Origin of the sequence: Clostridium sp. L2-50 (genome assembly GCF_000154245.1) — a bacterium.
In the GTDB taxonomy this organism is placed as follows: domain Bacteria; phylum Bacillota; class Clostridia; order Lachnospirales; family Lachnospiraceae; genus Coprococcus.
Map to the genome: position 1 here is coordinate 37,339 of NZ_DS480322.1, position 23,049 is coordinate 60,387.

General features: G+C 37.7%; 21 protein-coding genes and 3 pseudogenes. 5 read left to right on the plus strand and 19 right to left on the minus strand.

The genetic code is table 11. The annotated features are described in order from the left end of the window. From CLOL250_RS08215 to CLOL250_RS08225, 3 genes are all read right to left on the minus strand, one after another. Entirely contained in the window at positions 1-447 is a 447-nt protein-coding gene (locus tag CLOL250_RS08215; protein ID WP_044945625.1) for a gamma-glutamylcyclotransferase family protein, read from the minus strand. 1 nt (position 448) lies between these two features. Then, the gene (locus CLOL250_RS13385; protein ID WP_008401860.1) at positions 449-2,035 is read right to left on the minus strand and encodes an amidoligase family protein; all 1,587 of its coding nucleotides are present in this window, start codon (positions 2,033-2,035) and stop codon (positions 449-451) included. 447 nt (positions 2,036-2,482) lie between these two features. After that, entirely contained in the window at positions 2,483-2,707 is a 225-nt protein-coding gene (locus CLOL250_RS08225) for a hypothetical protein (protein WP_008401861.1), read from the minus strand. A 317-nt stretch (positions 2,708-3,024) separates the two neighbouring features. Between CLOL250_RS08225 and CLOL250_RS08230 the strand changes: the two genes are divergently transcribed. Continuing rightward, positions 3,025-4,104, plus strand: coding sequence for a hypothetical protein (locus CLOL250_RS08230; protein WP_044945627.1), 1,080 nt, complete (start codon positions 3,025-3,027; stop codon positions 4,102-4,104). 178 nt (positions 4,105-4,282) lie between these two features. Here CLOL250_RS08230 and CLOL250_RS08235 read toward each other — a convergent pair whose 3' ends face one another. Further along, positions 4,283-5,215 (minus strand): DDE-type integrase/transposase/recombinase, encoded by a 933-nt coding sequence (locus CLOL250_RS08235; RefSeq protein WP_044944537.1) that lies wholly within the window; start codon positions 5,213-5,215, stop codon positions 4,283-4,285. A 353-nt stretch (positions 5,216-5,568) separates the two neighbouring features. On the opposite strand from CLOL250_RS08235, the gene CLOL250_RS08240 reads away from it, so the two are divergent. Both CLOL250_RS08240 and CLOL250_RS08245 read left to right on the plus strand, forming a co-directional pair. Beyond that, a complete protein-coding gene (locus CLOL250_RS08240) occupies positions 5,569-6,204 on the plus strand; it encodes a 4Fe-4S cluster-binding domain-containing protein (protein ID WP_008401864.1) in 636 nt (211 codons plus the stop codon). Positions 6,205-6,250: 46 nt separating this feature from the next. After that, positions 6,251-6,784 carry an SPASM domain-containing protein gene (locus CLOL250_RS08245; RefSeq protein ID WP_008401865.1) on the plus strand — a complete coding sequence of 178 codons (534 nt, stop codon included), beginning with the start codon at positions 6,251-6,253 and terminating at the stop codon, positions 6,782-6,784. A 147-nt stretch (positions 6,785-6,931) separates the two neighbouring features. On the opposite strand, the pseudogene CLOL250_RS08250 reads toward CLOL250_RS08245, so the two are convergent. From CLOL250_RS08250 to CLOL250_RS08265, 4 genes and pseudogenes are all read right to left on the minus strand, one after another. After that, positions 6,932-8,173 (minus strand): annotated as a pseudogene (locus tag CLOL250_RS08250) (IS256 family transposase). Positions 8,174-8,228: 55 nt separating this feature from the next. Further along, positions 8,229-8,840: a transposase gene (locus CLOL250_RS08255; protein WP_044945629.1), complete on the minus strand. Its 612-nt coding sequence runs from the start codon at positions 8,838-8,840 to the stop codon at positions 8,229-8,231. Positions 8,841-9,301: 461 nt separating this feature from the next. Beyond that, a complete protein-coding gene (locus CLOL250_RS08260; RefSeq protein WP_008401869.1) occupies positions 9,302-10,045 on the minus strand; it encodes a leucine-rich repeat domain-containing protein in 744 nt (247 codons plus the stop codon). Positions 10,046-10,591: 546 nt separating this feature from the next. Beyond that, positions 10,592-11,449, minus strand: a pseudogene (locus CLOL250_RS08265) (DUF6674 family protein); the annotation flags it as partial. A gap of 133 nt (positions 11,450-11,582) precedes the next feature. On the opposite strand from CLOL250_RS08265, the gene CLOL250_RS08270 reads away from it, so the two are divergent. Beyond that, positions 11,583-11,816, plus strand: a complete 234-nt coding sequence (locus CLOL250_RS08270; protein ID WP_156782871.1) for a hypothetical protein — start codon at positions 11,583-11,585, stop codon at positions 11,814-11,816. 512 nt (positions 11,817-12,328) lie between these two features. Here CLOL250_RS08270 and CLOL250_RS08275 read toward each other — a convergent pair. From CLOL250_RS08275 to CLOL250_RS08325, 11 genes and pseudogenes are all read right to left on the minus strand, one after another. Beyond that, a complete protein-coding gene (locus CLOL250_RS08275; RefSeq protein ID WP_008401875.1) occupies positions 12,329-13,030 on the minus strand; it encodes a TraX family protein in 702 nt (233 codons plus the stop codon). 19 nt (positions 13,031-13,049) lie between these two features. Beyond that, a complete protein-coding gene (gene rlmD / locus CLOL250_RS08280; RefSeq protein ID WP_008401876.1) occupies positions 13,050-14,258 on the minus strand; it encodes a 23S rRNA (uracil(1939)-C(5))-methyltransferase RlmD in 1,209 nt (402 codons plus the stop codon). A gap of 107 nt (positions 14,259-14,365) precedes the next feature. Continuing rightward, the gene (locus CLOL250_RS08285) at positions 14,366-14,968 is read right to left on the minus strand and encodes a prolyl-tRNA synthetase associated domain-containing protein (RefSeq protein WP_008401877.1); all 603 of its coding nucleotides are present in this window, start codon (positions 14,966-14,968) and stop codon (positions 14,366-14,368) included. After that, positions 14,940-16,619, minus strand: coding sequence for a GGDEF domain-containing phosphodiesterase (locus CLOL250_RS08290; RefSeq protein WP_147554317.1), 1,680 nt, complete (start codon positions 16,617-16,619; stop codon positions 14,940-14,942). Before CLOL250_RS08290 ends, CLOL250_RS08285 begins: the two co-directional genes overlap by 29 nt. 154 nt (positions 16,620-16,773) lie before the next feature. Beyond that, a complete protein-coding gene (locus tag CLOL250_RS08295) occupies positions 16,774-17,256 on the minus strand; it encodes a low molecular weight protein-tyrosine-phosphatase (protein ID WP_044945634.1) in 483 nt (160 codons plus the stop codon). 180 nt (positions 17,257-17,436) lie between these two features. After that, positions 17,437-18,195, minus strand: coding sequence for an endonuclease/exonuclease/phosphatase family protein (locus tag CLOL250_RS08300; RefSeq protein WP_008401880.1), 759 nt, complete (start codon positions 18,193-18,195; stop codon positions 17,437-17,439). Positions 18,196-18,211: 16 nt separating this feature from the next. After that, on the minus strand, positions 18,212-19,159 hold the full coding sequence (locus CLOL250_RS08305) for a DUF2806 domain-containing protein (protein WP_008401881.1): 948 nt from the start codon (positions 19,157-19,159) through the stop codon (positions 18,212-18,214). A 117-nt stretch (positions 19,160-19,276) separates the two neighbouring features. Beyond that, entirely contained in the window at positions 19,277-20,560 is a 1,284-nt protein-coding gene (locus CLOL250_RS08310; RefSeq protein ID WP_008401882.1) for a site-specific integrase, read from the minus strand. Continuing rightward, complete coding sequence (locus tag CLOL250_RS08315) at positions 20,560-20,736, minus strand: excisionase (protein ID WP_008401883.1); 177 nt, start codon at positions 20,734-20,736, stop codon at positions 20,560-20,562. The genes CLOL250_RS08310 and CLOL250_RS08315 overlap by 1 nt, the downstream gene beginning before the upstream one ends. Positions 20,737-20,877: 141 nt before the next feature. After that, positions 20,878-21,087, minus strand: coding sequence for an excisionase (locus CLOL250_RS08320; protein ID WP_008401884.1), 210 nt, complete (start codon positions 21,085-21,087; stop codon positions 20,878-20,880). A gap of 267 nt (positions 21,088-21,354) precedes the next feature. Then, a pseudogene (locus CLOL250_RS08325) lies at positions 21,355-21,699 on the minus strand (phage major capsid protein); the annotation flags it as partial. Between the two features lie 218 nt (positions 21,700-21,917). Between CLOL250_RS08325 and CLOL250_RS08330 the strand changes: the two are divergent. Next, a complete protein-coding gene (locus tag CLOL250_RS08330; RefSeq protein WP_084770688.1) occupies positions 21,918-23,021 on the plus strand; it encodes a hypothetical protein in 1,104 nt (367 codons plus the stop codon). The last annotated feature ends 28 nt before the right edge of the window (positions 23,022-23,049 follow it).

Sequence of the window (23,049 nt, forward strand, 5' to 3'; positions counted from 1 at the left end):
TCACCTCATTTCCGAATTTATCTGCAACGCATCTTCCGTCCGGAGTATTCCCCTGTCAAGATATTCCAGTTCTAATCCCATATCCACGTACCCCTGAACAACTATCCTATAGTACGACTCCGTAGGTTTCTGATATGATCTAATATTCGCATTCATGATATAGGCCATCGCATTGTACATTTCACCATTTATGGTAACTGGAAGTGTCTCTTTACTATAAAGTCTCGGATATCCCTCATAACGGTCCAGACTCTTTTCACACTCACTGTCTATACTCCATACAGTTATAGGAACCTTTTCTCCGCTTGCTTTCTCAATAGTCGCATACATACGAAAAACAAGCTCATAGTCCATAAGATATCCGTTCCCCACTACATGTGCAGTGGGGCAGCGGTACTTCATCTGTTCCTTGTTCAGATTACTTCCATACGCAATATAATAACTCATATCATGCCACTCTCCTTCCACCATCCATATTTTTCATCAGCTGTGATCTGACACTGCTGAATTCATTGCCAACTATTCCTACCTGATTCATAAAGCTTGACATTTCCTTTCTTTCGAAAGAACACGCCTTCATATGACTACATCTATAAGCATTATTATATCCCCTTGTTCTTTTCAAATAGCAACCCGTACAGCAAATAGCAAGTGCCAATACAATATTTGCTCTAACCTCTTTCTCATCAAGAGTTGCGTTAAAAAGCCTGAATTCTATTCCTTTTCCTTCAACGAAACTATGAAGATTAAGAATACGATATCTTGTACGATCATAATGATTATGTGATGAACCACTATTTCCATACCATATATTCATTATTTTAGCCAAAGATATTTCCCGTCTTGGTATATCGTTAATTACTTCGGCAAAACCAATTTCTGTCTTATGGCACCATCTCATGACCCTGTCCGGGCTAACCCTAAGTACTTCGCATAACATATCTTCGTTACGTGCTGTAATATTAACTATGTTGCGGAGCTGAATAGCAGATATGCCTTTTACATCCACATGAACATGCATTCCACAAGACTGATTCACACCCCCTCCCTTAGCCTTGATTTCACTTGTTATCTTTTCGAGGAGCTGAATATCCCCATAATCAAGAATAGGCGTGACAAGCTCACATTTATAATGATCCAGCTTCGGATTCTGACGGTCAGCCGTAACCGAAGGCTTAATAGATGCATCTCTGACTATCTTCCATGTACGACTCATTCTATCAATAATATGATGTTCGTTATACACGCCGCCCTTATAGATCTTCTGTGTGCCAAGAGTTCTCGCAACTACTCTTGCAGCAGTATCTCTCGATATACCGGTAAACTCTATCTCACATCCAAACCTGCGCTTTTTGATTCCATGCTGCTTACGATAAGCATCTATTTTTTTCTTATATATACCATTTATCCACTCATTAAGGTCTTCTCTCACAGTACCAGGATGCTTGAACACAAAATCTTCAGAATATCCTGTGCAGTAATGATTAGGATCTATCCACGTAGAAAACATCCTAATATCTGTCTGACTATTTATACACGCATTCATATGTTCACAATAGCCCATGCGTGTGTTCAATTCTTCAATATCATTTACTACAGGACATTTTAGATACAACCAATTATGTACCACTCTGGAAGTTCCTTCAAACAATATCTCTCTATCACTGTTGAGCCAATACTGAGGTATTCCTTCTCCCTCAAAAACCGGATTTTCATTGTTACAGAAAAACCTGGCATGATATACATCTTTCCAATCCATACCATGCTTACTGATTCTGGTTGCTCTGATCACTTTATGATGAATAACCTTATCCTCATTCCAAAAAAACTCATGATAAATAGGTTTATCCAGTTTCTGATTTACATACTGCATTGAATCCGAAACGAACATTACCCGGCCATATTCTTTCGCAACCAAAGGATCGACTTTCCTGCCTGTTGCCGCATCTGCATATGACTTGTTTTTACAAAGAACAGGAATATGACAGTTCTGATAGTGAAGCTCAATAGCTCTCTCAATTTTGGTCTTTGACATACTGCACCTTGTATGACTATTTATAAGCTAATAATCATATGTTTCCTTTCTTTTTAATATCGTAGTTCAATACATTCAGATACTGTGTACTTTTGACTATTAACACGTAGCTATGACTACTAGAAAGAGTATATTTCCGTGGTCTTTATCTGAATTGTTTATAGCCATATGTTGCCGGAGTATTCCAAGTACTTATTTCCATCAAGTCTACGATGATAAGCATCAATGATATCATGGTATTTGGACTTTATAAAAGGAAGTAAAACCTCCTGATTTACATAGACATTGATAGTGCCAAACTTAACCTATTTGCCTTAGCTATATCTGCTCTTTCGTCAATAAATACTTCATGTTTTCCCACTATCCAGTGACCAACCGGAGTCTGCGTCACAGCCAGCCACTGGATTTCGACCAATCACCAATCGGTCTCTTCTGGTAGAAATATGTTCAGGAATGGTAAATATCATATCCTGTCAAATTGCCATCATCATCATAATCGAACCCCGCATGTCCATGCCCTTTCGATGAACTGCTTGGCCAAAATACAGATACATGATTTTCTGTTCCCTTCATTACGGTTCCATCATCACTAGTCACTACATCCTTGCCGTTAATAATATCTGACAACTGATTAACTAATGTATAATCCTCTGGATTCCAATGCTTTGACATATTATTTCCTCCTAATATTATATTATTTTAGGTTACCGGCCGGCTCCCATGACATATCAACTAATGTTGCAATCTATGTTTCGATCTGCGCCAAAGATCATCATCAGATGGGGAATATTTCATTCAACATTTTCTTTCTTATTCAAGAACTTGTTATATATGCCGATAACGTTGTCTACCAATATTTTCTTTTTATCTCTTCTTTTTTTATTTTAAAAAAATGTTATAATTTATTTGTTGATATTGTTTTACCACTCAGAAATATTGGAAATAAATTGAAAATATATAGTAAATTTACAACAGGAGGAAAACTCAACATGGATGATATAACCCCAAAGAATTTATATTTAGACATCTTTACAAATAGCGAAACGAACGAACCTATAATATACACTCCACAATATGAATACAGAACTCCTGCAGTTTTTTACAAAGCCATTTTCACAGGACAAATAATTAATAATGAACAGGCTCTGTGGTCGGATGCAACTAGAGTAAATCGTGTAATTAATAAGACACCTGGCTATGAGAAAAAATTCTGGAGCAAACTTGAAATAATGCTCCACTATAATCCACAGATAATTAGCGAAATACGTGATAATTGGATTCTTTTGTTAAATTCTGCAACAATAAATAAAAAAGGACTTATTAATTATGTTAATAAAAATTTTTCTACATCACGTACTGAAACAGTTTTTTTACATAATCTCATAACAAGCGATTTGACCGAATTATTAACTTGGCTTACAATATTTTCTTTTTTACCCGATAAAAGCTATAGATTATATGAAATTCATAAAAATAGGACAAAATCTATTAAACCACCCACTTTTTGGGAAACTCGTCCTGTATACTATGACTGTGTAGCAATAAATGACGCGTTTACACGTCTTAACCTTTCCAATAATACTGATTATACTCCATCTGATATAGACTATTACCGTCTATCCAAATTAACCAAATACATTGAAGATAAAGAATATATTATCGACCTATATTCTGATACAACATGCATTTTCCCTGTTGAAGAACTTTGTATCATGTCAGGGGATTTCAGATTAATAGATATTTTTGCTCAAGGCAAGCACTTAGAAGATTTTAGAACTAACATGTTTGATTTGCTATCAATCCCCGAAGAAAGTATATCATTTTATTTTTCCACTTTTAATATTCCCATTACGCTCAGCATGATAATAGGTGGAGATAAAATGGTTTTACCTATGAGGCACCTTCTACAAATCATTTTTGAATCTGACAGAATTTTTTCTTTTAATATAATGGGATATTTGTCAAGGCTAACAGATATATCATATTCTCTTAAACCAATAAATATCTCATACAACAGTACAGCACTTCATAGACAACGACACAATTTAAAAGTAAACCAAAACCAATAGTTTGCTTATAATTTACCCAATTTTTCATTTTGTCGTTGCTCCATTGTAAATATATATGTTGTACATATAAACTCTAAATAAATTTGAAGGAGTATATAAACACACATATCCACATAGTTTCTGTCCGATTTGAATATATAGAAAAAATATCCTATTCTGTAGGTTTGTCAAACATATGTTACACAGATGCCAGATAATCCTTTAGTACCTGATTTGGAGATTTCCATCCTAATGGACGCATAGGAAAGTTGTTATAATCCCTGCGATTATACACTTTCAACTGTTTGGCAAAGTCCTCAAAAGAATAAAAAGTATGAGTTGCATAAAAACGCTCATTATCCTTTCGGTGGCTTCTTTCAACTTTCCCGTTATGTCGTGGTGTAAAGGGTCGTATAACTTTATGGCGAATCCCATGCTGCTTCAGATGCACCTGAAATAGTGTGGGTTTATCACGGTGAGTGGTAAAACGATTTGTAAATTCTGCTCCATTATCAGTTTGGATACATTGAATGGGTAACGGAAAGGCTTTCACCAGATGCTCTATAAACATAGCAGAAGAATACGTGTTGTGTTCTTCAAAAGCCTCTACGAAACGCCATCTGGAATACTCGTCAATGGCAGTATACTGAAAGAATTGTTTGCCGATGACCTTGGGGTTTTTGAGGCATGCAGAAGGAACAAATTTTACATCAACCTGTATGCGTTGTCCCGGATAATCCATCTGTTCGTAAGGCTTTGGAATATATTTAGGATTTGGCGGATGAACTGCCATAATTCCCTGCTTACGGAGAAATCTGTATAGTCCAGGGATGGAACGGGAGTAACCACGCTGCTTGAGTTTAACCCAAAAGACAACAAGACCGGCATTGGGATTGCGTCTGCGCATATCAAAGATCAGCTTGATCTCTTCAGGGGTATGTTGGTTTGGATGATGATGGGGTCTGCGAGAGCGGTCACGAAGGGACTCAATAGAACCATCATAACGTCGTTTCCAACGATAAATGTATTGACGGTTGGTTTTATATTTGATAGCAGCTTTGGTGACACCAAACCTTTCAGCGTATTTGATTAAGGATAGACGATACCGCATATCTTGTGTTATAGTAGCCATAGCAGAGAACTCCTTTTTTGTTTTTTTGTTGTGGTGACTAAAATATAACACAAAAGAAGCATCTCTGCTTTTTTTATATTCAGTTGTAACACATGTATTGTAATCCTACAAATATATAGAAAAAATATCCTATTCAATCTTGACATAAGATTGGATATAATATATTATGAATGTAAATGTGGGAGGTGTTAATTATGATTGTGATATCCGAAGGAAAAGAAAATGAATTGTCAATTGGCTGTATTGAAAATGAAGGTGATTGTGGTGGTGTGGTCACTCACTAGATCAGCAATTTTCGACCATGATAGGGATTGCATATGTCATGCAGTTCCTATTTTTTATGGAGGTATCGAATGAAACTATCTAAATACAATTATATTGTCAAAAAATCCTCATATTTTCTTATATACAATACATTTACATGTGCATGTGTTATTTTAAATCAACATGAATATAATAGTTTTTGTGACACTTCTCATGATACTGAAAAATCAGAAGAATTTATAAAAATGGGACTTTGGGTTAATGATGAATGCGATGAAACGCAAAAAGCAATAGATAAACTAAAAGAAGACATATATAATAGTAAATACCAAGTATTTAAGATATACATGACTATGAAATGTAATGCAAAATGCTATTATTGCTTTGAACAGCAGTCTGTTGAAGGAAAATACAATATTAACTGTATCGAAGATATTGTAACTTTTATTAAAAATCATCTGATTCCGAATAAAAAGACCGTTATTGAATTTTTTGGTGGTGAACCATTGATAAATTCGAATGGCATTGATGATTTATGTAAAAAGCTGAATTCAAATAACATTGATTTCTACTCTAAAATGATTACTAATGGATATTTATTTAATCAAATGACAATAGCTAATAGTCTTAAAAATTGGAGATTGAAAGTAGTTCAGATTACCTTGGATGGTATGAACTGTTATTATGAGAAAGTAAAAAAAATTTGGCGATCTAAATTCATTTGAACACGTTATAGAGAACATCGATACACTTACTGCTAATAAAGTTATAGTGAATATTCGAATTAATTATAGCAAGACTAATTTTGATGAAGTAATAAATCTCATTCATTTTTTAGGTGAAAAATATGTTCAAAATGAGATGGTAGGAGTTTATACCAGCCCTATTTTTGAGACTGAATCAGAAAGTAATGGATTGAAGATAGCCTTGTTCAATGAGATGTTGGGTGTAGGATTGATTAACAATGTATATAACACAATTACAACACGTGCTGGAAGATGCATTGCAAATTTGCCAAATAGTTATGCTATCTATACTAACGGGAAAGTTGGGAAATGTTCTAGAGCTATTTCTGATGGAGAATTTATAGGAAATATCTATTATACAAGTCGAGAAAAAGAAAAAAAATGGATAAATACTGAAATATCGGTTAAATGTACCAAATGCAAAAGATTTCCATTATGTAATGGTGGGTGCATTTACAAACAAAGTATAAATGAAGATTTCTGTGAAATTGATGAAGATTTATTATTGCACAAACTAAATATAATATTAGATGAAAATATTAGTAGAGTGTGTGAATAAAAGTCTGTAAATGTGATCTTCTATGATAATGATTGGGCTGAAGGCTCTCAAATGAGCATTCAGCCCTTGCTTTATATATAACAGTATTGATTCGAGCATGTCAAGAGCAGGCGAAAATTTCCGCCTGTAAAACAAGCTTTAAATTTTTTATTCGGGCAGTCGTCCTTCGTACATGATGCTCAACTCGCCATAAACCTGTCCCCAGTTTCGAAGCGGCATCGATCATTTCTTGGTTGCCTCAAAAGTGGATAGATATAAAGCCTTTAACAATGCAGTATCGCTAGGGAAGACACTTCTCTGCCGATTAAGTTTGCGGTAGGTAGCATTCAGGCTTTCGATGGCATTTGTTGTATATATAACCTTTCTGACCTCTGCAGAAAACTTAAAAATTGGCGAAATAGCATCCCAGTTTTGTTTCCAGCTTTTCATGGAATTCGGATACTTTTCGCTCCATTTTTTTGTGACTCGTTCCAATGCATCCAATGCTTTTTCTTCGGTTGGAGCCTGATAAATGGTTTTTAGGTCTGCACAGAACGGCTTACGGTCTTTGTCTGCAACATATTTCATGGTATTTCTGACCTGATGAACAATGCACCGCTGATACTCTGTTTTAGGATAGGCGGTAGCGATTGCTTCTTTAATGCCTGTCAGTCCATCTGCACAAATGATCAAAATATCCTTAACCCCACGATTTTTCAGACCATTCAAAACAGAAAGCCAGTATTTTGAACTTTCGTTTTTCCCTACTTCAATGGTTAAAACTTCCTTGTAACCATCCTGATTGATTCCCAGGATAACATAGGCTGCTAGTTTTCGGATAACGCCATTATCGCGGACAGAATAGTGGATTGCATCAATGTAAAGAACCGAATAAACTTCTGAAAGCGGTCGGTTCTGCCAATCTTCAATCTGTGGCATGATTTTGTCGGTTACATCTGAAATAAAGCCTTCTGACGCTTCAAATCCATAGATATCCTCCAGTGTATCTGATATTTGCCGGGTAGTCATACCTTTGGCATACATTGAAATAATCTTTTGATCAATGTCTGAAATGTCTTTTTGACGTTTCTTTACCACTTGTGGCTCAAAGGTAGATTTACGATCCTGTGGAACTTCGATTTTCATACTTCCATAGCTACTGTTTACCCGTTTGGTCTTATAGCCGTTACGGTAGTCGTCGCTGTCTGAGCGTTCAGATTTGGAGTATCCAAAATGATCGTCCATTTCAGCTTCCATCATTTCTTTGATGGTTCCGCCAAGCAGATCTTTCAAGGCATCTTGAATGTCCTGCGCGGATTCAATGTCATACTCTTCAAGGAGCTGACGAATGATGTTTCTTTTTTCTTCGGTCATTTGTACTTTGTGTACCGGTTTCTTTTCTCTTGCCATAAAATAAGGCCTCCTATGATTTTATATTTTATCATAGAAGACCTTAAAATCCTATTTACAGAAAAACTTTCACAGGCTCGCCTTCTATAAAACATGGGAGTTTCTCATTTGGAAAAGCTTCTGCATAGATTAGGCTACTTACTCCAAGCGTGGTCGCAAAAATATGAACCTTGTTAATCTCACCTGTTTCAGTGTCTGTTAAAAGTTCCGGCTGATCGCCGACCCAGTCGATATACATCTTTTCACCCGGGATTCGGTTTACAGCCATTGATACTTTCTGACCACCATAGTTTTCCGCTATGAATCGGTTGAAGTATTCATAAAACTGTGACTTCTCATAACCATCAGGATTCTTTTCTTTATAATCCAGCCAGCAGAACGAAATGTTCATGCGGCTTCCTGGTGTATGGATTCTGTCATAGTAATACTGGAAATCTGGAAGAGGGATATCTTTCCTCTGTAGATTTTTCTGCGGATAGAAAAGGTCCTCAACTTCCTTAGGTGCCATCATTCGGAGTTCCTCAATCGGGATCCCGTTGGCATGATATCGGCTCATGATCAGATTTAACGTACCTGAGCCAATCTTGTAACGGTCCATAACAGACTTGGTCTGGCATCCATTCAAACGCATCTGGATGGAGCCGATAATCGTGTTGTAGTCTTGCATAGTTATGCCTTCTTTCGTAATCATTTGATGACTACGAAAGAACTATAACACGTTGAAAACTTATTGATCAGCTGAAGCGGAAATACGTTCAGCTACATCCGGAAAGACCGATCAGTTCTTAGCGGAATACGTGGTCAGATGAGCCGGAATTTGCAACCTCCTTAACGTAGTTGGAAAATACGCGCGAATTTTCCAACTTTTTAGGAAGATTATCTCAAATTTTTTAAGAATACGGTAGGGTACTGGCTATGGAGCGTTTACGATCAGTAACAGAAAGATCCATACAAAGAAGCGCCAGAACCGACATTTGCCGAAACTGGCGCTTCTTTATCTACGGACTTTTTTTACAGCCCCTTATTATTTTAATGGCAACTGTGGCGAAACTTTTATCCCCCCCCAGATACTCATCTAGTTTATTTACTTGTATCATTAGCACAGTGTTAGTAATCAGCTATATTCACTTACCAAACACGGTCATCAATTATAATATCTGAATAATTTTTGATATTTTTTGTTGATTCCAAAGGCGTAAGTCTAAATGCTCCATTGCCGATATATGTTATTGATTTTGGTAGGCAAATGGAATCTATATTAGTTTCACTGAATGCCATGTTCCCAATATATGTAAGCGTTTCAGGAAGCACAACACTTGTAATATGCGTACGTGCAAATGCACTTTCTCTAATCTCGGTAATACCTTTTGGAATAACAACATCTTTTTGAATGCCTATATATAAGAGCAACTTATTATCTGATACTATAAACTGACTATTCCAATCAAGATTTTTTATATGAATCAGTTCTTTTACATAGTTGCTACAGTCGCATGCACCATTTTGAAAATTGACGCTATAAATTTGATCGCCTAACCCTATCATACTATCAAAGTGCATATAGAATTCCATACCATTATTGAACACCAAAGAAATATGTCCATTACAATCTTCAATCATACCACTTTTAGCTCTATAACGAATTTCTCTGAGCTCTGATAACTTTAAATTTGTGCACTCACAATCAATAACCAGATTACCATTTTTATCAACTCCATAATCTGCATCACACTCTGGATCATCCGAGATAATAATCCTGTCATTATAAGAAATTCCTGTGATTTTACATACTTTTTCCAATATTCTTGTGAATTCTTTCACGAAAGTTTTTCCATCCATTTTGAAACAACTATATCCTCCTAGTCCATTCATAATTTTATATGTTACAAATGAAACACATTAAATATCAAGTCCATTAGCAATACGCACAGCATGTTCCCTCTGGGATTCTCACACACCTTTTGTTCTCTTCCATGGTTGTACATCCTTGTTTTCATGTTCTCTACTCATTATTACGTTACTCTGCATATATCGACACAAAAACACGATTATTGCATACTCTCATCATTTTTCATAAACATTTTTTTATTATTATATTACTTTCATAGCATCAAAGCAATATATTGTCATCTTGTTAACCTTAGGTATTACCAATGGGAAATATATTGATTTCAAGCCGTTAAGCTGCATTGTTATCTTTGAATAATTCTAATTCTTTTAAAGCGGTTTCTTCTGTTGGAGCCGCATATATAAGCTTCAGATCAGCCATCAGCTTTTTGATATCTTTGTATGAAACAAACTTTTTGATCTTAGCTGTGCAAAATGCGAAATCATCTGTATTTTTATTGAATCGTACGCATGCAATATCTCTTACCTACGTCCCGCAACATATTCTATCAACAACTTAATTTTATCTCACTATCTACTCTTATGCTTATCCATCTGCCCCCGATTTATCATCGTATCCGTTATATTCTTTTTCCCATCCTGCTTTGCCATATATGCCTCAAAAGCATCAGCTCCATATACCGGCTGTTCTTCATCAACTACTGCTAATCGCCCTAGAGGAAGATGTGATGTTTCTCTTTCTGGTGTTCCATAGTTTTCCTTATTTTCTGACTTTGACTCTTTCCTGCGATCTCTCAGCTCCTGCATGCGTCTGTCCATAACATCGAGGCGAAGATTATCTACTTTGTCGATGGCGGCATCGAGGTGAAGTTCCAGCCCAGTATAAACTTTCTTCTGCCACTCCCATGGTTTACGGAGATATGTCTGGTTATCACGGGCTATATCATCCTGCACATAATCTTTTTTCTCCCTGCCAGCAAGCGCGCGGAAGCTGTCTGCGATCTGACGACTCGCGGTTCTCATACCTTCTGAGAATCCATCAATTCTTGCAAGTGTCTGGTCTGTCTCACGGATTCCCTCACGTACTTTCTCACGGATTTCTGACAGCTTCTCCTTTGCCCCGAGGAAGTCAGCCACCTTGTTCAGAGCCTCTTTCCCCTTCTGCCTAAAGTCACCTACAATCTCTGCAGCCTTTATCTCCATATCATTTTTCGCCTCAAGAAGTTTCTGTTTCATCTCATTACATCGCGACTGTGCCTTACCGACCACATCTGATAAGACTTCTTTCAGACTCTTTGATACCTGTTCATCACGCATCGCCTGCATTTCCTTGCGCATCTGATTTATTTCCTGCGTCATCTGATCTAAGCGATTGCCGATGATATCAATATAAGCTATCATCTCAAATACGTCTCCAGCCTGACGTCCTCTGTCATTTGATTTTCAGCTATTAAAGATTGCATCCGCACTGGGTGTCAGCATAAATGAATTTCTTACTTTTGAAATCTCTACAATAGGGGATGTCCTGTCTATCCTTATGAGACTGGATGAACAAACTGACATGGACATAACAGGTAAAAAAGACGAAAACGGAGATTACATACCGGACAGCATTTCATTCTCATTTTCAAATGATTCCATCAATAATGCCCTTGCTGCATATCTTGCCTATAAAGATAAGAAGAATGCAGCTATCAAACCAGAAGCTGCCGATGTAGTATATTCTGTTGATGAGCAAAAGATATTGATGGAACATACGCGAAACACACTACTTATTTCTACAGAACATATTTAACATTTCATTATAAAAAATAAAGACGTCATGCATTTTTCTATGCTGACGTCTTTATCTTATAATCCTATCTTGGGGCAATCTTATTATATCCACATTACTCAGTTAATTTTTGGTGTACCAGTTAGTGTACCATTTTTTTATGAATTATATAAATTTATACTAGATTTTATGTATCTAGCAATCACCGAAGAACCCTTGATTTATAAGGCTTTATCGATATTTATGAGGATATATAGAATTATGAAAATAAGGCTGATAAATAACTATGCCGAGCTTCATGGTTATAATTCCTCCTTAAAACCTTGATTTATAAGGTCATACAACTCATACCATTCAGCCATATTACGTTATGTCAGATGGCCGTTCAAAGTTGATGCCACAAGGTAATTTTTCTCTGTATTCTTGTTCTTTACCTGTATAATGGCGCAAAAAAGCCCCAAAATAGCACGATGATTATACTACATTGGGGCATAAAATTCAATGATTATCAGCCGGTTGCCGTCAAATTACTGTCAAATTCCAAGACACATTCTCAGAATTCCCAATATCAGAAGATGCACCGGATAAAACAAATAGTTCACAAGCTTATTCTGCTTTCCACGCTTTCCATTATAAGTAAGCATCAGGCCAAAGCCCAGAAGTGCCCATGGTTCCTTATACATCGATGCAAAATTAAACGGAATAGCAATAATCGGTCTGTCATGAAAAAGATACAGAAAATAACCGATCAACACCGCATGGGAATCATAATCCAGACTCAGATTCATGGCTATCAGACAAGTTACTGCTACAATTATAAAAGATACAAGATACCACAAGAACTTGGGCAGTGTCTGCATCTTCTTTTTCAGGGCATCAATAATCCAGATCATCGCCAACACCAGCGCAAGCGTAAACATGATATTATTCCAGTTTGGTTCAAAAAATACATTAGATGTACACATATCAAACGGAACCTCTGATATAATTCCAAATACCAGGAGTGTTCCCAAATATCTCCATCGATTTCTCGTTTTAAAATATCCCTCCACCAACAGGGAAATAAAGATAGGAAATGCGATCCTGCCTAATATATCAAACAGTTCACTCATAACTATTAAAGCCTTGCTGTTAAAATATATGAAAAATGTTTTATTAACATGATCGATCAACATTGAAGCAAATGCTATATATTTCAGTTGTGCACCGGATAATAATTTTATCTTTTCTTTCATCTTTAATAACGTTCCTCTCCTACTTAAAAATAACTCTGTCTCTCGTCAATAGCGTAACAACCTCTGTATGCTCAGTAAATGGGAAGAGATCAAATGGTGTGATCTTTAACACCTGATAGCCATGTGTGGTCAGATACTTCAGATCTCTCGCAAGGGTATCCGGTCCACAGGAAATATAAACTACCTTACGCGGAGACAAAGTTACAACGGAAGAAAGAAATTCTTCCGTGCTTCCTGAACGAGGCGGATCCATAAACACAACATCAATATGCTCATCTGCGTCTGCCAGTTCTACCATAAACCTGCCTGCATCATTTGCATAGAACTCGATATTTTCTATCTTGTTCATCCGGCTGTTAATCTTCGCATCACGGATTGCTTCTGCATTCAGTTCCACACCAATCACTCGTTTTGCCCGGTCGCTTGCAACGATACCGATCGTTCCGATTCCGCAGTATGCATCTATCACCGTCTCTTTCTTTTTCAGATCCGCATATTTGATCGCCTTGTTATATAATTTCTCCGTCTGAACAGAATTGATCTGGTAAAAGCTTCCCGGCGACAGACGAAACCGTTTGCCACAGAGAACATCTTCTATATAGCCTTTGCCATAGATGACCTGATTTCGGTCACCTAACACCATATTCGTATCCTTTATATTTATATTCTGAACGATCGTTGTGATCTCCGGATGAAGCTTCAAAAGTGCATTTGCAAAATTCTTCTTCGACGGAAATACCGGAGATGCCGTCACAATGATCACCATGATCTGTCCGGTCTGATGTGCTGTCCGGATCAGCACATGACGGATCAGTCCATATCCGCTGTCTTCATTATAGATCATCATTTTAAATGAACGAAACAGCCCTGTGATATCCTGAATGATCGCATCCGCCCGCTGATCTTCGATCTTGCAGCCTTTTGTCTCTATGACATTATGAGTACCCTCCTGATATCGGCCGGAGATGATCGTACCATTCTTCAGTTTTCTGAATTCCGCACATACTTTGTTCCTGTAATAATACGGATTTTCCATTCCCACGATTGGATCGACCGGTGCAAATCCTGAAAGCAGCTTTTCCATCTCTGCCTGCTTCTTTACAAGTAATCTCCGATATTCTTCGTCTGTATATTCGTATGCCACGGGGTTGGGTTTCTTATTTGGAGACTGGACTTTTCTGCCATCCGGTTTTCTATTTCCCGGCTGTCCCTTTATATTTTCTTTCATATTTTATTTCCTTTCAAATCTCTCGTCTAAACATAGCAAAAACCAAACACATGGTCAACAACATTTCCCTGAATGTATATGACTTATGGCCTGTTTTTTTCTTTGCTCTATGCTTCACCTGTCAGGACGACTTTTGTCATATCGTGTCCGACCGCATCCAGATACGATCCGAATACATCTGCCGTGCGCATCCGCAGACTGGATGTATTCACACATGGGTGGCAGCCAAGATACTCGCCTTTTAATATGTCTTCATCCACCAGCAGCCGTACATGATGCTCCGTATCATTCATCAGTCCCATGACACTGACAGCCCCCGGTTCGATATCCAGATATTTCTCCATGTCCTCAGCCGATGCAAATGACAGTCTTGCGCTCCCGATCTGTGAAGTGATCTCCTTCGTTTTAAACGGCTTGTCGCCCGGCATCATCAACAGATAAAACTGTGTCTTCTGACGATTGCACAGGAAAAGATTCTTACAGATTGTCGCCTGCAACATCTTATCAATCTCCTCACATACTTCCATCGTAAATGCCGGTTCATGGTCGACTCTCTTATATTCTATTCCAAGATGGTCAAGAAAATCATATACCCGAATCTCCTTCTCCAGTCTTCCTTCCGTATTCTCCGGTCTTCCATCCAAAAGTTCCAACAGTACTTTGTCCTCCCGTTCCTTATATCTACCTCTGCTGCTCTGTCTGCTGTTCATCCAACATATGTTCAAACTCCGGAATCGGAACAGGCTTGGAAAAATAAAATCCCTGAGATACGCTACATCCATTATCATAAAGGAAATCTGCCGTTCCTCGATTCTCTACGCCTTCTGCTATAATACTTAAGCCCAAATCATTTGACATGGATATCACATGAGAAATGATCGTCTCACCCTGTTTACTGTCCAAACATTCATCCAAAAACTGCCGATCCATCTTCAATACGTCAAATGGTGTATTCTTCAACATACAAAGGGAAGAATAACCTGATCCGAAATCATCCATTAACAATGTAAATCCCGCCTGTTTCAAACTATTGATATAAGACAATGATTCTGCATTCTCCGTTGTCTCCGTGATCTCTAACTGGAACAGCTCCATCGGAATCTGATATTTGTCGATCAGATTCTTGATATATCCAGCAACATCTTCTTTCTGAAGATAGGTTCTCGACACATTCACCGAGATTGGAAGTGGTTGCCTTCCGGTATCCAGCCATCTTCTAATAACTTTACATACCATCTCCCACATGAAACAGTCTAATTTGTATATAAATCCATTTGCCTCAAATACCGGAATAAATTCCATCGGCGACTTGCATTTTCCATTTGCATCAATCCAGCGCACAAGCGCCTCTGCTCCGACGATCTTCGCATGGCTTCTGTCATACTGGTACTTTGGCTGAAGATAAACCTGAAATTCTTCCCGTCTCAGAGCCTCCTCCTCAACTTCCTCGATCGCTCCCGTCTGTTTCACATGATTCATCAGCGTATCCTCATAGAATACAACCTTATTCAAAATCGTCCGCTTACCCTCTGCACGGGCAAGTCCTGCTTCATCTCCATGCTTGCGATATGCCGTTGAGCTGCCCGGTACGATATTCACTCCATATGTAATGCTTAACTTGATATCACCATATCTCCGAATTTTTTCATCAAGTTTATCAATAAATTCCATGATTTCTTCTCTGGAATTATAATAGGTCACGATCTGGAATACATCCGCTGACAATCTACAATGCAGATGTTCCTTATCACACATCACATCCAGCGTGTCATATATATACCGAAGAATATTATCTCCTGTATCACTGCCATACTTCTCATTGATATACTTAAATCTACGGACATCAAACTGAATATATGCATACTCCCGCTCCGGATGCTCTGCCTGAAAACGCGCAATCTTCTTGAGAAAGAATGCCGGATTCTTATCATTGCTAAACGATGTCACAATCTCCCGATTCTCTAATTCCTGTTTGCGCATGATCCGTATCATGCCCACATACTCCCGAATCAATCCTTTTTCATCTTTCTCAAGGTAACAAAGGACTGCCATCAGAGCTTTCTTCCCTGATCTGGTCTCAAGATGCACCCATGTCTCCAAATCATCCATCTTGATCGGCTCTTTTGTTCCCTGCTCAATCTGTCTATACAAATTGCACATTTTATTCTTCTCTGTTTCTTCTATACATGTACAGTCGCAAAATGCTTTTAGTAAATTTTTATCATCCGGATTCAACTCATCAGGCAGAATATCATTTTCCTCAATCGTGTAAAACCGCTCTTGCAGATTCGCGTAAAAATATATGGCGTCGCGGTGATTTTTCCTTATTCTGTTAATCTCTCTCCATGATTCAAATGCCATAATAATATCTTCTCCCAACAATGAATACTTACCTAATTTTACATGTTCTGTTCCCACAGGAACTTGCTATTATATGTATATTAACATGTTCTTTAGCAAAAAGAAAGTTTGCATCCAACTTAATTATTCGGAAATTAAGTGAAATTTGGGTTAATCAATTACTTAATTTCTTGTTAATTGTCAACCAGTCAAGAAACGCCTGACAGCCTTCTACAACATCTTCATAAGTCTCCCGAAAATTTCCACTGTACCACGGATCTCTGACATCTGCATCCCGCCCGGCAAACTCCAGCATCTTATAGATCTTATCCCCACGTCTGTGTCCGGTCATTCGTTCAATATTCCTCATATTCATAGAATCCATACCGATCAGATAATCGTAATGATCATAATCTGAGGCTGTAAGCTGCACGGCTCTTTTACCTTTGCAGCTTATCCCATGTCTGCCAAGTTCTCCTCTTGCCGGCGGATACACCGGATTCCCAACACCATTCCAAATCTCTTCTGTGCTGGTGGCTGCCGATGCGATCTCAAACTGATCGGCAATACCACGTTTTGTTACTATATCTTTTAATATGAATTCTGCCATGGGGGAACGGCAGATGTTGCCGTGGCAAACGAAAAGTACTTTAATCATAGTTTTGTTTCTCCTTGTTTTGCCCCGAAATGCCCTGTTTTGCAAGGGTTTCCGGGGATTTTATGGTTTGCTCTGAAATGTGTGAATGTGGCAAATCAGAGCAGATTTTAGCAAGTTATTACTACCTGTTAGTAGTAAAATTAGTAGTAAAAGGAAGTTTCTTACTACTAAGGAAAACATTTAAACCACATCTATAATTACTGCCGCATGGTCTGTCATTCCACAATCCATCGGCATAGGATCTATTTCCATATTTGAAATAGATGCATAAACTGCTTCTGAAGCGATTGCATAATCCAATCTTCCTCTATATTTTGCCTCAGTTACTGTATCATCTGGATTTCCCTTTTGAACCCACACATCCTCATATCCATATGTTTTCAATCTCTCCACCAATTGTTTATTGCCTCGAGAAACATCATTTGCATTTAAGTCTCCAATAATTATTACTTTATCATTTTTCCTCGCCTTACAAAACATCTCAACAGCATTTAGAAACTTAGTATCACTTTCCTGTGGAAAATGTGTACCATTTACATAAATCCCTTCAACAAAATACAAAATAGACCTATTTTCTCGATAACCACTGTTAGGAGATGCAAATAACGTACATTTCATATTTTTATAAAACATCATTGTAAATGAGTATTTTCCGCTCGGTATTGTTTCATCAAAATAAGAAAAACCCATCTCTTCTATTTTTGATATAAAATCTATTCTTTCTAGTGGACTAACTATCATTTCATTAACTATTAAAACATCCGGTTGCTTATCCTCAATATAATTAAGAAATTTATTGAAAACTACATCTTTATCTATAGCACTCCAGTATTTCCAGTCAATACACTCTCTACCAACCCAAGCATTGTATTTTTTATGCTCCATTAGATGATTTTCTAACCCACCAAAATCATTTATATTGATACTTAAAATTCGCATATATAACTCTCTCTAATTATACTTCTTTCTTTTTAACCTGAAATCTATTACCCGTTAAAACAATTTGATAGTGTTCCTCTTCACTAAATAGAACTCCTGCAGAACACATATATTTTTTTACAGCCTCATCATATCCTTCGATTTCTTCAATCGTTGTTATGTTTTTAAGTGTTTCCCCTGCAGAAGTCAAAATCACATCTCCAATCGGAATACTCTCACTTTCGTGTTGGGTTATTTCCATTGTTTTTCCATTTACACAAAGAAGCACTTTTTTATCTTTAATTCCTGTTGTAATATACCCGGCAACTGAATCAAACTTTATCACTCCTAGTGTTTCCAACTCATTAATTACTTGAAAAGAAATTCCCAATTCATTCATTAATTCGATATTTTCGCTATATGGAACTGCCATCTTCCAATATGCTCCCGTTATTTCCTCGTTTTCAGAAATAGAAACAATCAAAAACCTCATGCTACATAATTGTCTAAAAGCCTTAGCATATGTAGGTGTCATTTCTGATAATATTCTTATCATATTAGGTGGAGTAGTTCCCGGATTATCAAACTCATTACTTAAAATTTTTCCCCATATAAGCTGTATGTTTTCATCTGACACATAAGCTGCCGAATCCATAAAACGCTCTAGCCACTCTTCACTCACACCACAATCACTCGTAAAACTTGTTCCTTCTTTAGCGTTCTGCATTGCAATCTCTGCAATTTGTTTCTGATTTTTCATCTGCTTAAGTTGCTTTTTTGCATTCATCATGGCATACATTTTCGCATCTATTGGCATATCCGATTTTTCAATTTCAGCAATATACATATCAACAGCTTTTTTTGTTATACCTGCATAGGGGAATAACATTCCTAAAGCCCCTACAGTTTTGTTTAACACATTTTCATTTTGAACCAACTCTAACGCTGCTTTACCAGCAACACCTGCAGCAGTTTCAATTCCCATACAAAATACCTCTTTTCATTAGTAACATTATTGTTATATATTATATCGCCACCCTTATCATTTTTCCATAGAAAAAACGCTCCAGTATAACCAGAGCGTTTCTGCTATGTAGTATTGCTACACTACCTTAAACATTTTTTGCGATACCGCTTTTGCATCGTTTTTCTTTTCAATCTCTGCCTGCGCCTTCCTAAACTCTTCCATTCGCTTCAATTCTTCCTCAGCATCATCGAATCCGATATGTGTGTACACATTCATTGTGACCGATATATCCGAATGCCCCATGAGGTATTGTAATGTCTTTGGATTCATTCCCGATTTTGCCATATTCGAACAATAGGTGTGTCGGCATACATGAGGTGTAATATTTGGCATCTGCACTCGGTAGATGTCATTGTATCTGCCAACCATATGGTTGAATCGGTGCTGCCAATGCATTGCCACAAGTGGCATTCCATTATCATCATAAAATAGAAATCCGCTATATCCATCTATGGCTTTCTCCACTTTCGGTGCGTTTCTATCCTCAATGATTGCCTGAAACATCTGCGCCACATCCTCTGTAATAGGAAGTTTCCTTGTTCCGGCATCCGTCTTTGTAGTTTCTATAATATACCTCATATCTGATGTTCTCTGTAGCTGATGGTCGATATTAACGATTCGCTTATCCAAATCAATATCTTTCAGTGTCAGACCGCAAAATTCCGATATTCGCATTCCCGTGTGGAAAAGTATGTAAACCACTTCATAATATTTACAGTACACCACATCGTCATGGACAAACTTTAGAAACTTTCTCATTTGGTCTTTGCTAATAGCCTCTCTTGTTACCGAATCATTTACCACAACTCCAGCAAGCTGGAATCCGAATGGATCCTTTACCAAAATGTCATCATCCACAGCCATCTGAAAAGCTGGTCGCAGCACTCCCCGGATGGTATGAATGGAACTGTAGCTTTTTCCATCTTCCTGTTGCAATTTTATAAGGAACAGCGTTGCATCGGAAGTTTTCACACTTCGTATCGTCTTTTTCCCGAATGCTTCCTTTGCAAGTAATCTCTGCAATATAACATATTCCTGCTTGGTGCTCTGCCTTACTCCTGTTTTGGTTTTCAGATAACGGTCTACCAGTTCACATACTGTCATCTGTCCGTCCACGATATTTACAAGCAAATCTAAATCTGTGTTTACCTGTTTTTCCAACTCTCGAAGGGAAAGGCATGGTTTCTTGCCCTTTGGGAGTTTATCCGTAGGCTCCAGTTTCCAACTATAGACAAAATGTGGTTTTCCATCAATATGGTACTTATACTGATATTTTCCATCTGCCCTTACGCGCTCTCTCGGCCTGAGAACCCTGCGTTTGGAATCCCGCCTTGTCTGTCCTCTTCCTGCCTTTGCCATTATACCCGCCTCCTCAACTCTGGATGGTTACGCAGATACCTTTCAAAGGCTACACGAAGAATCAGCTTGCGTTCTCCGTAGTATGCCAGGAAATCTTCCCCATCCGTATTATTCAATAAATCATAAAATTTTCTCCGGCTCAAAACAAAATATTCGATTGCCTCAGAAGGATTCAAAATATCCTTTTCTGCTAAATCTGGTCATGCCATAAAACACTTCCTTTCTTCCAAAAGTGGCTGTTTTCAAGGGTTTTCGGGGTCATTCTATGTTCGCTCTTCTGCCCTGTAATAGCAACTACTTTCGGCAGATAAAAGGAACTATATTTCTGAAGAACCACTAATAAATTCTTCAAACTTCGGGCGGATGATCAGGAATCTGTTTCCGCAGTACACCGCCACCGTTCCAAGGTTATCCTCTGCAATTCTTCTCAGTTTCTTTATACCAATATTAAAATAAGCTGCTGCCTCCTTGATGGTGAGCATATACTTCTCACTAACAGAAAGCGCTTCATTGCTTTCTGCATTCATAGTATCTCTCCTTCCGACAAGGTGGTCACACAGCTGACTCCTTTGTACTATTTTTTCTTTTTTGTCATTTTCACTCTGATTCTGTGATATTTGCCCCCAGGGGCGGTCTTAATCTCTGTCACCTTTCATGCCGGGCAACGGTGCCGCCCCTTCACGCACAAAAACTGCGAATTTAAACGGGGTATTAACCCCCAATACAGCTAAATACCATACAAGAGGCATATATCCCATTCAAGATGATAGAAATAAAATCAAACAATTCTATGATTATTTCCCTGCATCTGCCATCTGGATAACCTTGATTGCTTCATTTCTTACAAGTTTTCCATCAAGGTACTCAAATGCAAGATATCCAATCTGATCATACAGTACAAATTTTTCCAACAATGTTCTTACCGTCACAGGCTTTCTTCCCACAATCCAGTAATAAGAAAAGTCACCAAATGCAATCGGCTTAGTACCTGTTTCGATATCCGGCATATATTCCGAAATAATAACCTGTTTGCCAAGAATTGTATCATTTGCCTGATTCCACAAATAATTGCCATCGTTATCCTTCAGCTTTCTGAGTGCAAGTGCTGTCTTATCATTCATAAGCCAGATGCCATTTCTTCTATTCTCTGCTACCGCTCTTGGCGGCTACCAGTCCACGCAGTAACAAAGGCTTGTTCATTAAGAACGGGATGAAATTGTCAAGGTACAAATCCGTTACATCATTTTGTGTAACTTTTTATTGTTTTCATGAATATTTTAAGCTATAATGTAACCGAAGTCCAAAAACTGACGGTAACGCTAACGGTTACGAATTAACGATTGGAATGAGGTATGATATGCCATTAAACTGGAATGATGAAACGATTCCATCAGAAGCAGATAAAACAACAGATATATTAGGATTTAAAGAAATCGGTGGTATCGGGCAACTGATTTACCACCCTTTCCGATTCAAGAAATATGAACTTGATATTGATAAAAGCGATGATTATTGTGCAACACCATTTTGCCGCCCCGGATATGAACCCATATTTCCTAAAGAAGATTTTCTTTCCGGACAGGGACTGCTTACCAGCCTTTGCAATCTGGCAATGCAGATAAACAGCTTTGATAATAAAATTCCATATACACAGCTCATCATGGAATGGTGTACAAATAATATGCATCCATATAATATTGATTTCATTTATTCTAAATTGAATGAATCGTTTGATATAAATAGCTTCGATGCAGAAATGGTAGAAAAAGACGGAACATTCGAGATTAACAACTTCTTAGATGACCTCGGAAAATTATATAATGCAGTCATGTTTTATGTTGCTCTCGAAGGTATCTGTATTGCCGATGACGAAGCTGCATATGATTTATCCAAAGAAGGAAAATACTTTGAGGGCTACTCTTTCTTTGATAAATATAAGCATCCTATCGTTGCAATACCGGATGACTTAGATTATGGGGATGCAAAAGGAAACCTCATAGAAGAAATGCGAATTGATAATGAGTACATTACAAATCATCCGGCAGAAAATCCTCCAACCGGAGAATTTGCTACTACACCATATGACGATTACGATGAATTGCGGAATGCTCTTATTGACATCATTCCGGAATTTACCATGAAATTAAAGGTAGATCCCCGCACTAACCGATTAGAATTTTCTACCGATATTAATTCTGTATTTGATATTGCATGGCTGACACTTGCAAGAATGCTTTCCGAAGACCCTGCACCAGAAGATAAAGGGAAATCAGATAATCGTCCAGAAGGCATTATGATTCGTTGTCGAAACTGTGGTAAATTCATAATACGAAAGAGCAACCGACAGGAGTTTTGTGATGCCGAAGAATGCCAGAAAGTTCGAAATGCCCGAAAGCAAAAAGCCTATCGTGAGCGAAAAGCCATTGAAAAGGCTCAAAAAATCAAGAAAAAAGCACATTAATTTATATGATTTGGCGGAAAGGCAAATA

What these genes read in the sequence shown, in the direction of transcription:
- CLOL250_RS08215 (WP_044945625.1), bottom strand. Translation starts at nt 447, where the DNA reads ATGAGTTATTATATTGCGTATGGAAGTAATCTGAACAAGGAACAGATG.
- CLOL250_RS13385 (WP_008401860.1), bottom strand. Translation starts at nt 2,035, where the DNA reads ATGTCAAAGACCAAAATTGAGAGAGCTATTGAGCTTCACTATCAGAAC.
- CLOL250_RS08225 (WP_008401861.1), bottom strand. Translation starts at nt 2,707, where the DNA reads ATGTCAAAGCATTGGAATCCAGAGGATTATACATTAGTTAATCAGTTG.
- CLOL250_RS08230 (WP_044945627.1), top strand. Translation starts at nt 3,025, where the DNA reads ATGGATGATATAACCCCAAAGAATTTATATTTAGACATCTTTACAAAT.
- CLOL250_RS08235 (WP_044944537.1), bottom strand. Translation starts at nt 5,215, where the DNA reads ATGGCTACTATAACACAAGATATGCGGTATCGTCTATCCTTAATCAAA.
- CLOL250_RS08240 (WP_008401864.1), top strand. Translation starts at nt 5,569, where the DNA reads ATGAAACTATCTAAATACAATTATATTGTCAAAAAATCCTCATATTTT.
- CLOL250_RS08255 (WP_044945629.1), bottom strand. Translation starts at nt 8,840, where the DNA reads ATGCAAGACTACAACACGATTATCGGCTCCATCCAGATGCGTTTGAAT.
- CLOL250_RS08260 (WP_008401869.1), bottom strand. Translation starts at nt 10,045, where the DNA reads ATGAATGGACTAGGAGGATATAGTTGTTTCAAAATGGATGGAAAAACT.
- CLOL250_RS08270 (WP_156782871.1), top strand. Translation starts at nt 11,583, where the DNA reads ATGGACATAACAGGTAAAAAAGACGAAAACGGAGATTACATACCGGAC.
- CLOL250_RS08275 (WP_008401875.1), bottom strand. Translation starts at nt 13,030, where the DNA reads ATGAAAGAAAAGATAAAATTATTATCCGGTGCACAACTGAAATATATA.
- rlmD (WP_008401876.1), bottom strand. Translation starts at nt 14,258, where the DNA reads ATGAAAGAAAATATAAAGGGACAGCCGGGAAATAGAAAACCGGATGGC.
- CLOL250_RS08285 (WP_008401877.1), bottom strand. Translation starts at nt 14,968, where the DNA reads ATGAACAGCAGACAGAGCAGCAGAGGTAGATATAAGGAACGGGAGGAC.
- CLOL250_RS08290 (WP_147554317.1), bottom strand. Translation starts at nt 16,619, where the DNA reads ATGGCATTTGAATCATGGAGAGAGATTAACAGAATAAGGAAAAATCAC.
- CLOL250_RS08295 (WP_044945634.1), bottom strand. Translation starts at nt 17,256, where the DNA reads ATGATTAAAGTACTTTTCGTTTGCCACGGCAACATCTGCCGTTCCCCC.
- CLOL250_RS08300 (WP_008401880.1), bottom strand. Translation starts at nt 18,195, where the DNA reads ATGCGAATTTTAAGTATCAATATAAATGATTTTGGTGGGTTAGAAAAT.
- CLOL250_RS08305 (WP_008401881.1), bottom strand. Translation starts at nt 19,159, where the DNA reads ATGGGAATTGAAACTGCTGCAGGTGTTGCTGGTAAAGCAGCGTTAGAG.
- CLOL250_RS08310 (WP_008401882.1), bottom strand. Translation starts at nt 20,560, where the DNA reads ATGGCAAAGGCAGGAAGAGGACAGACAAGGCGGGATTCCAAACGCAGG.
- CLOL250_RS08320 (WP_008401884.1), bottom strand. Translation starts at nt 21,087, where the DNA reads ATGAATGCAGAAAGCAATGAAGCGCTTTCTGTTAGTGAGAAGTATATG.
- CLOL250_RS08330 (WP_084770688.1), top strand. Translation starts at nt 21,918, where the DNA reads ATGCCATTAAACTGGAATGATGAAACGATTCCATCAGAAGCAGATAAA.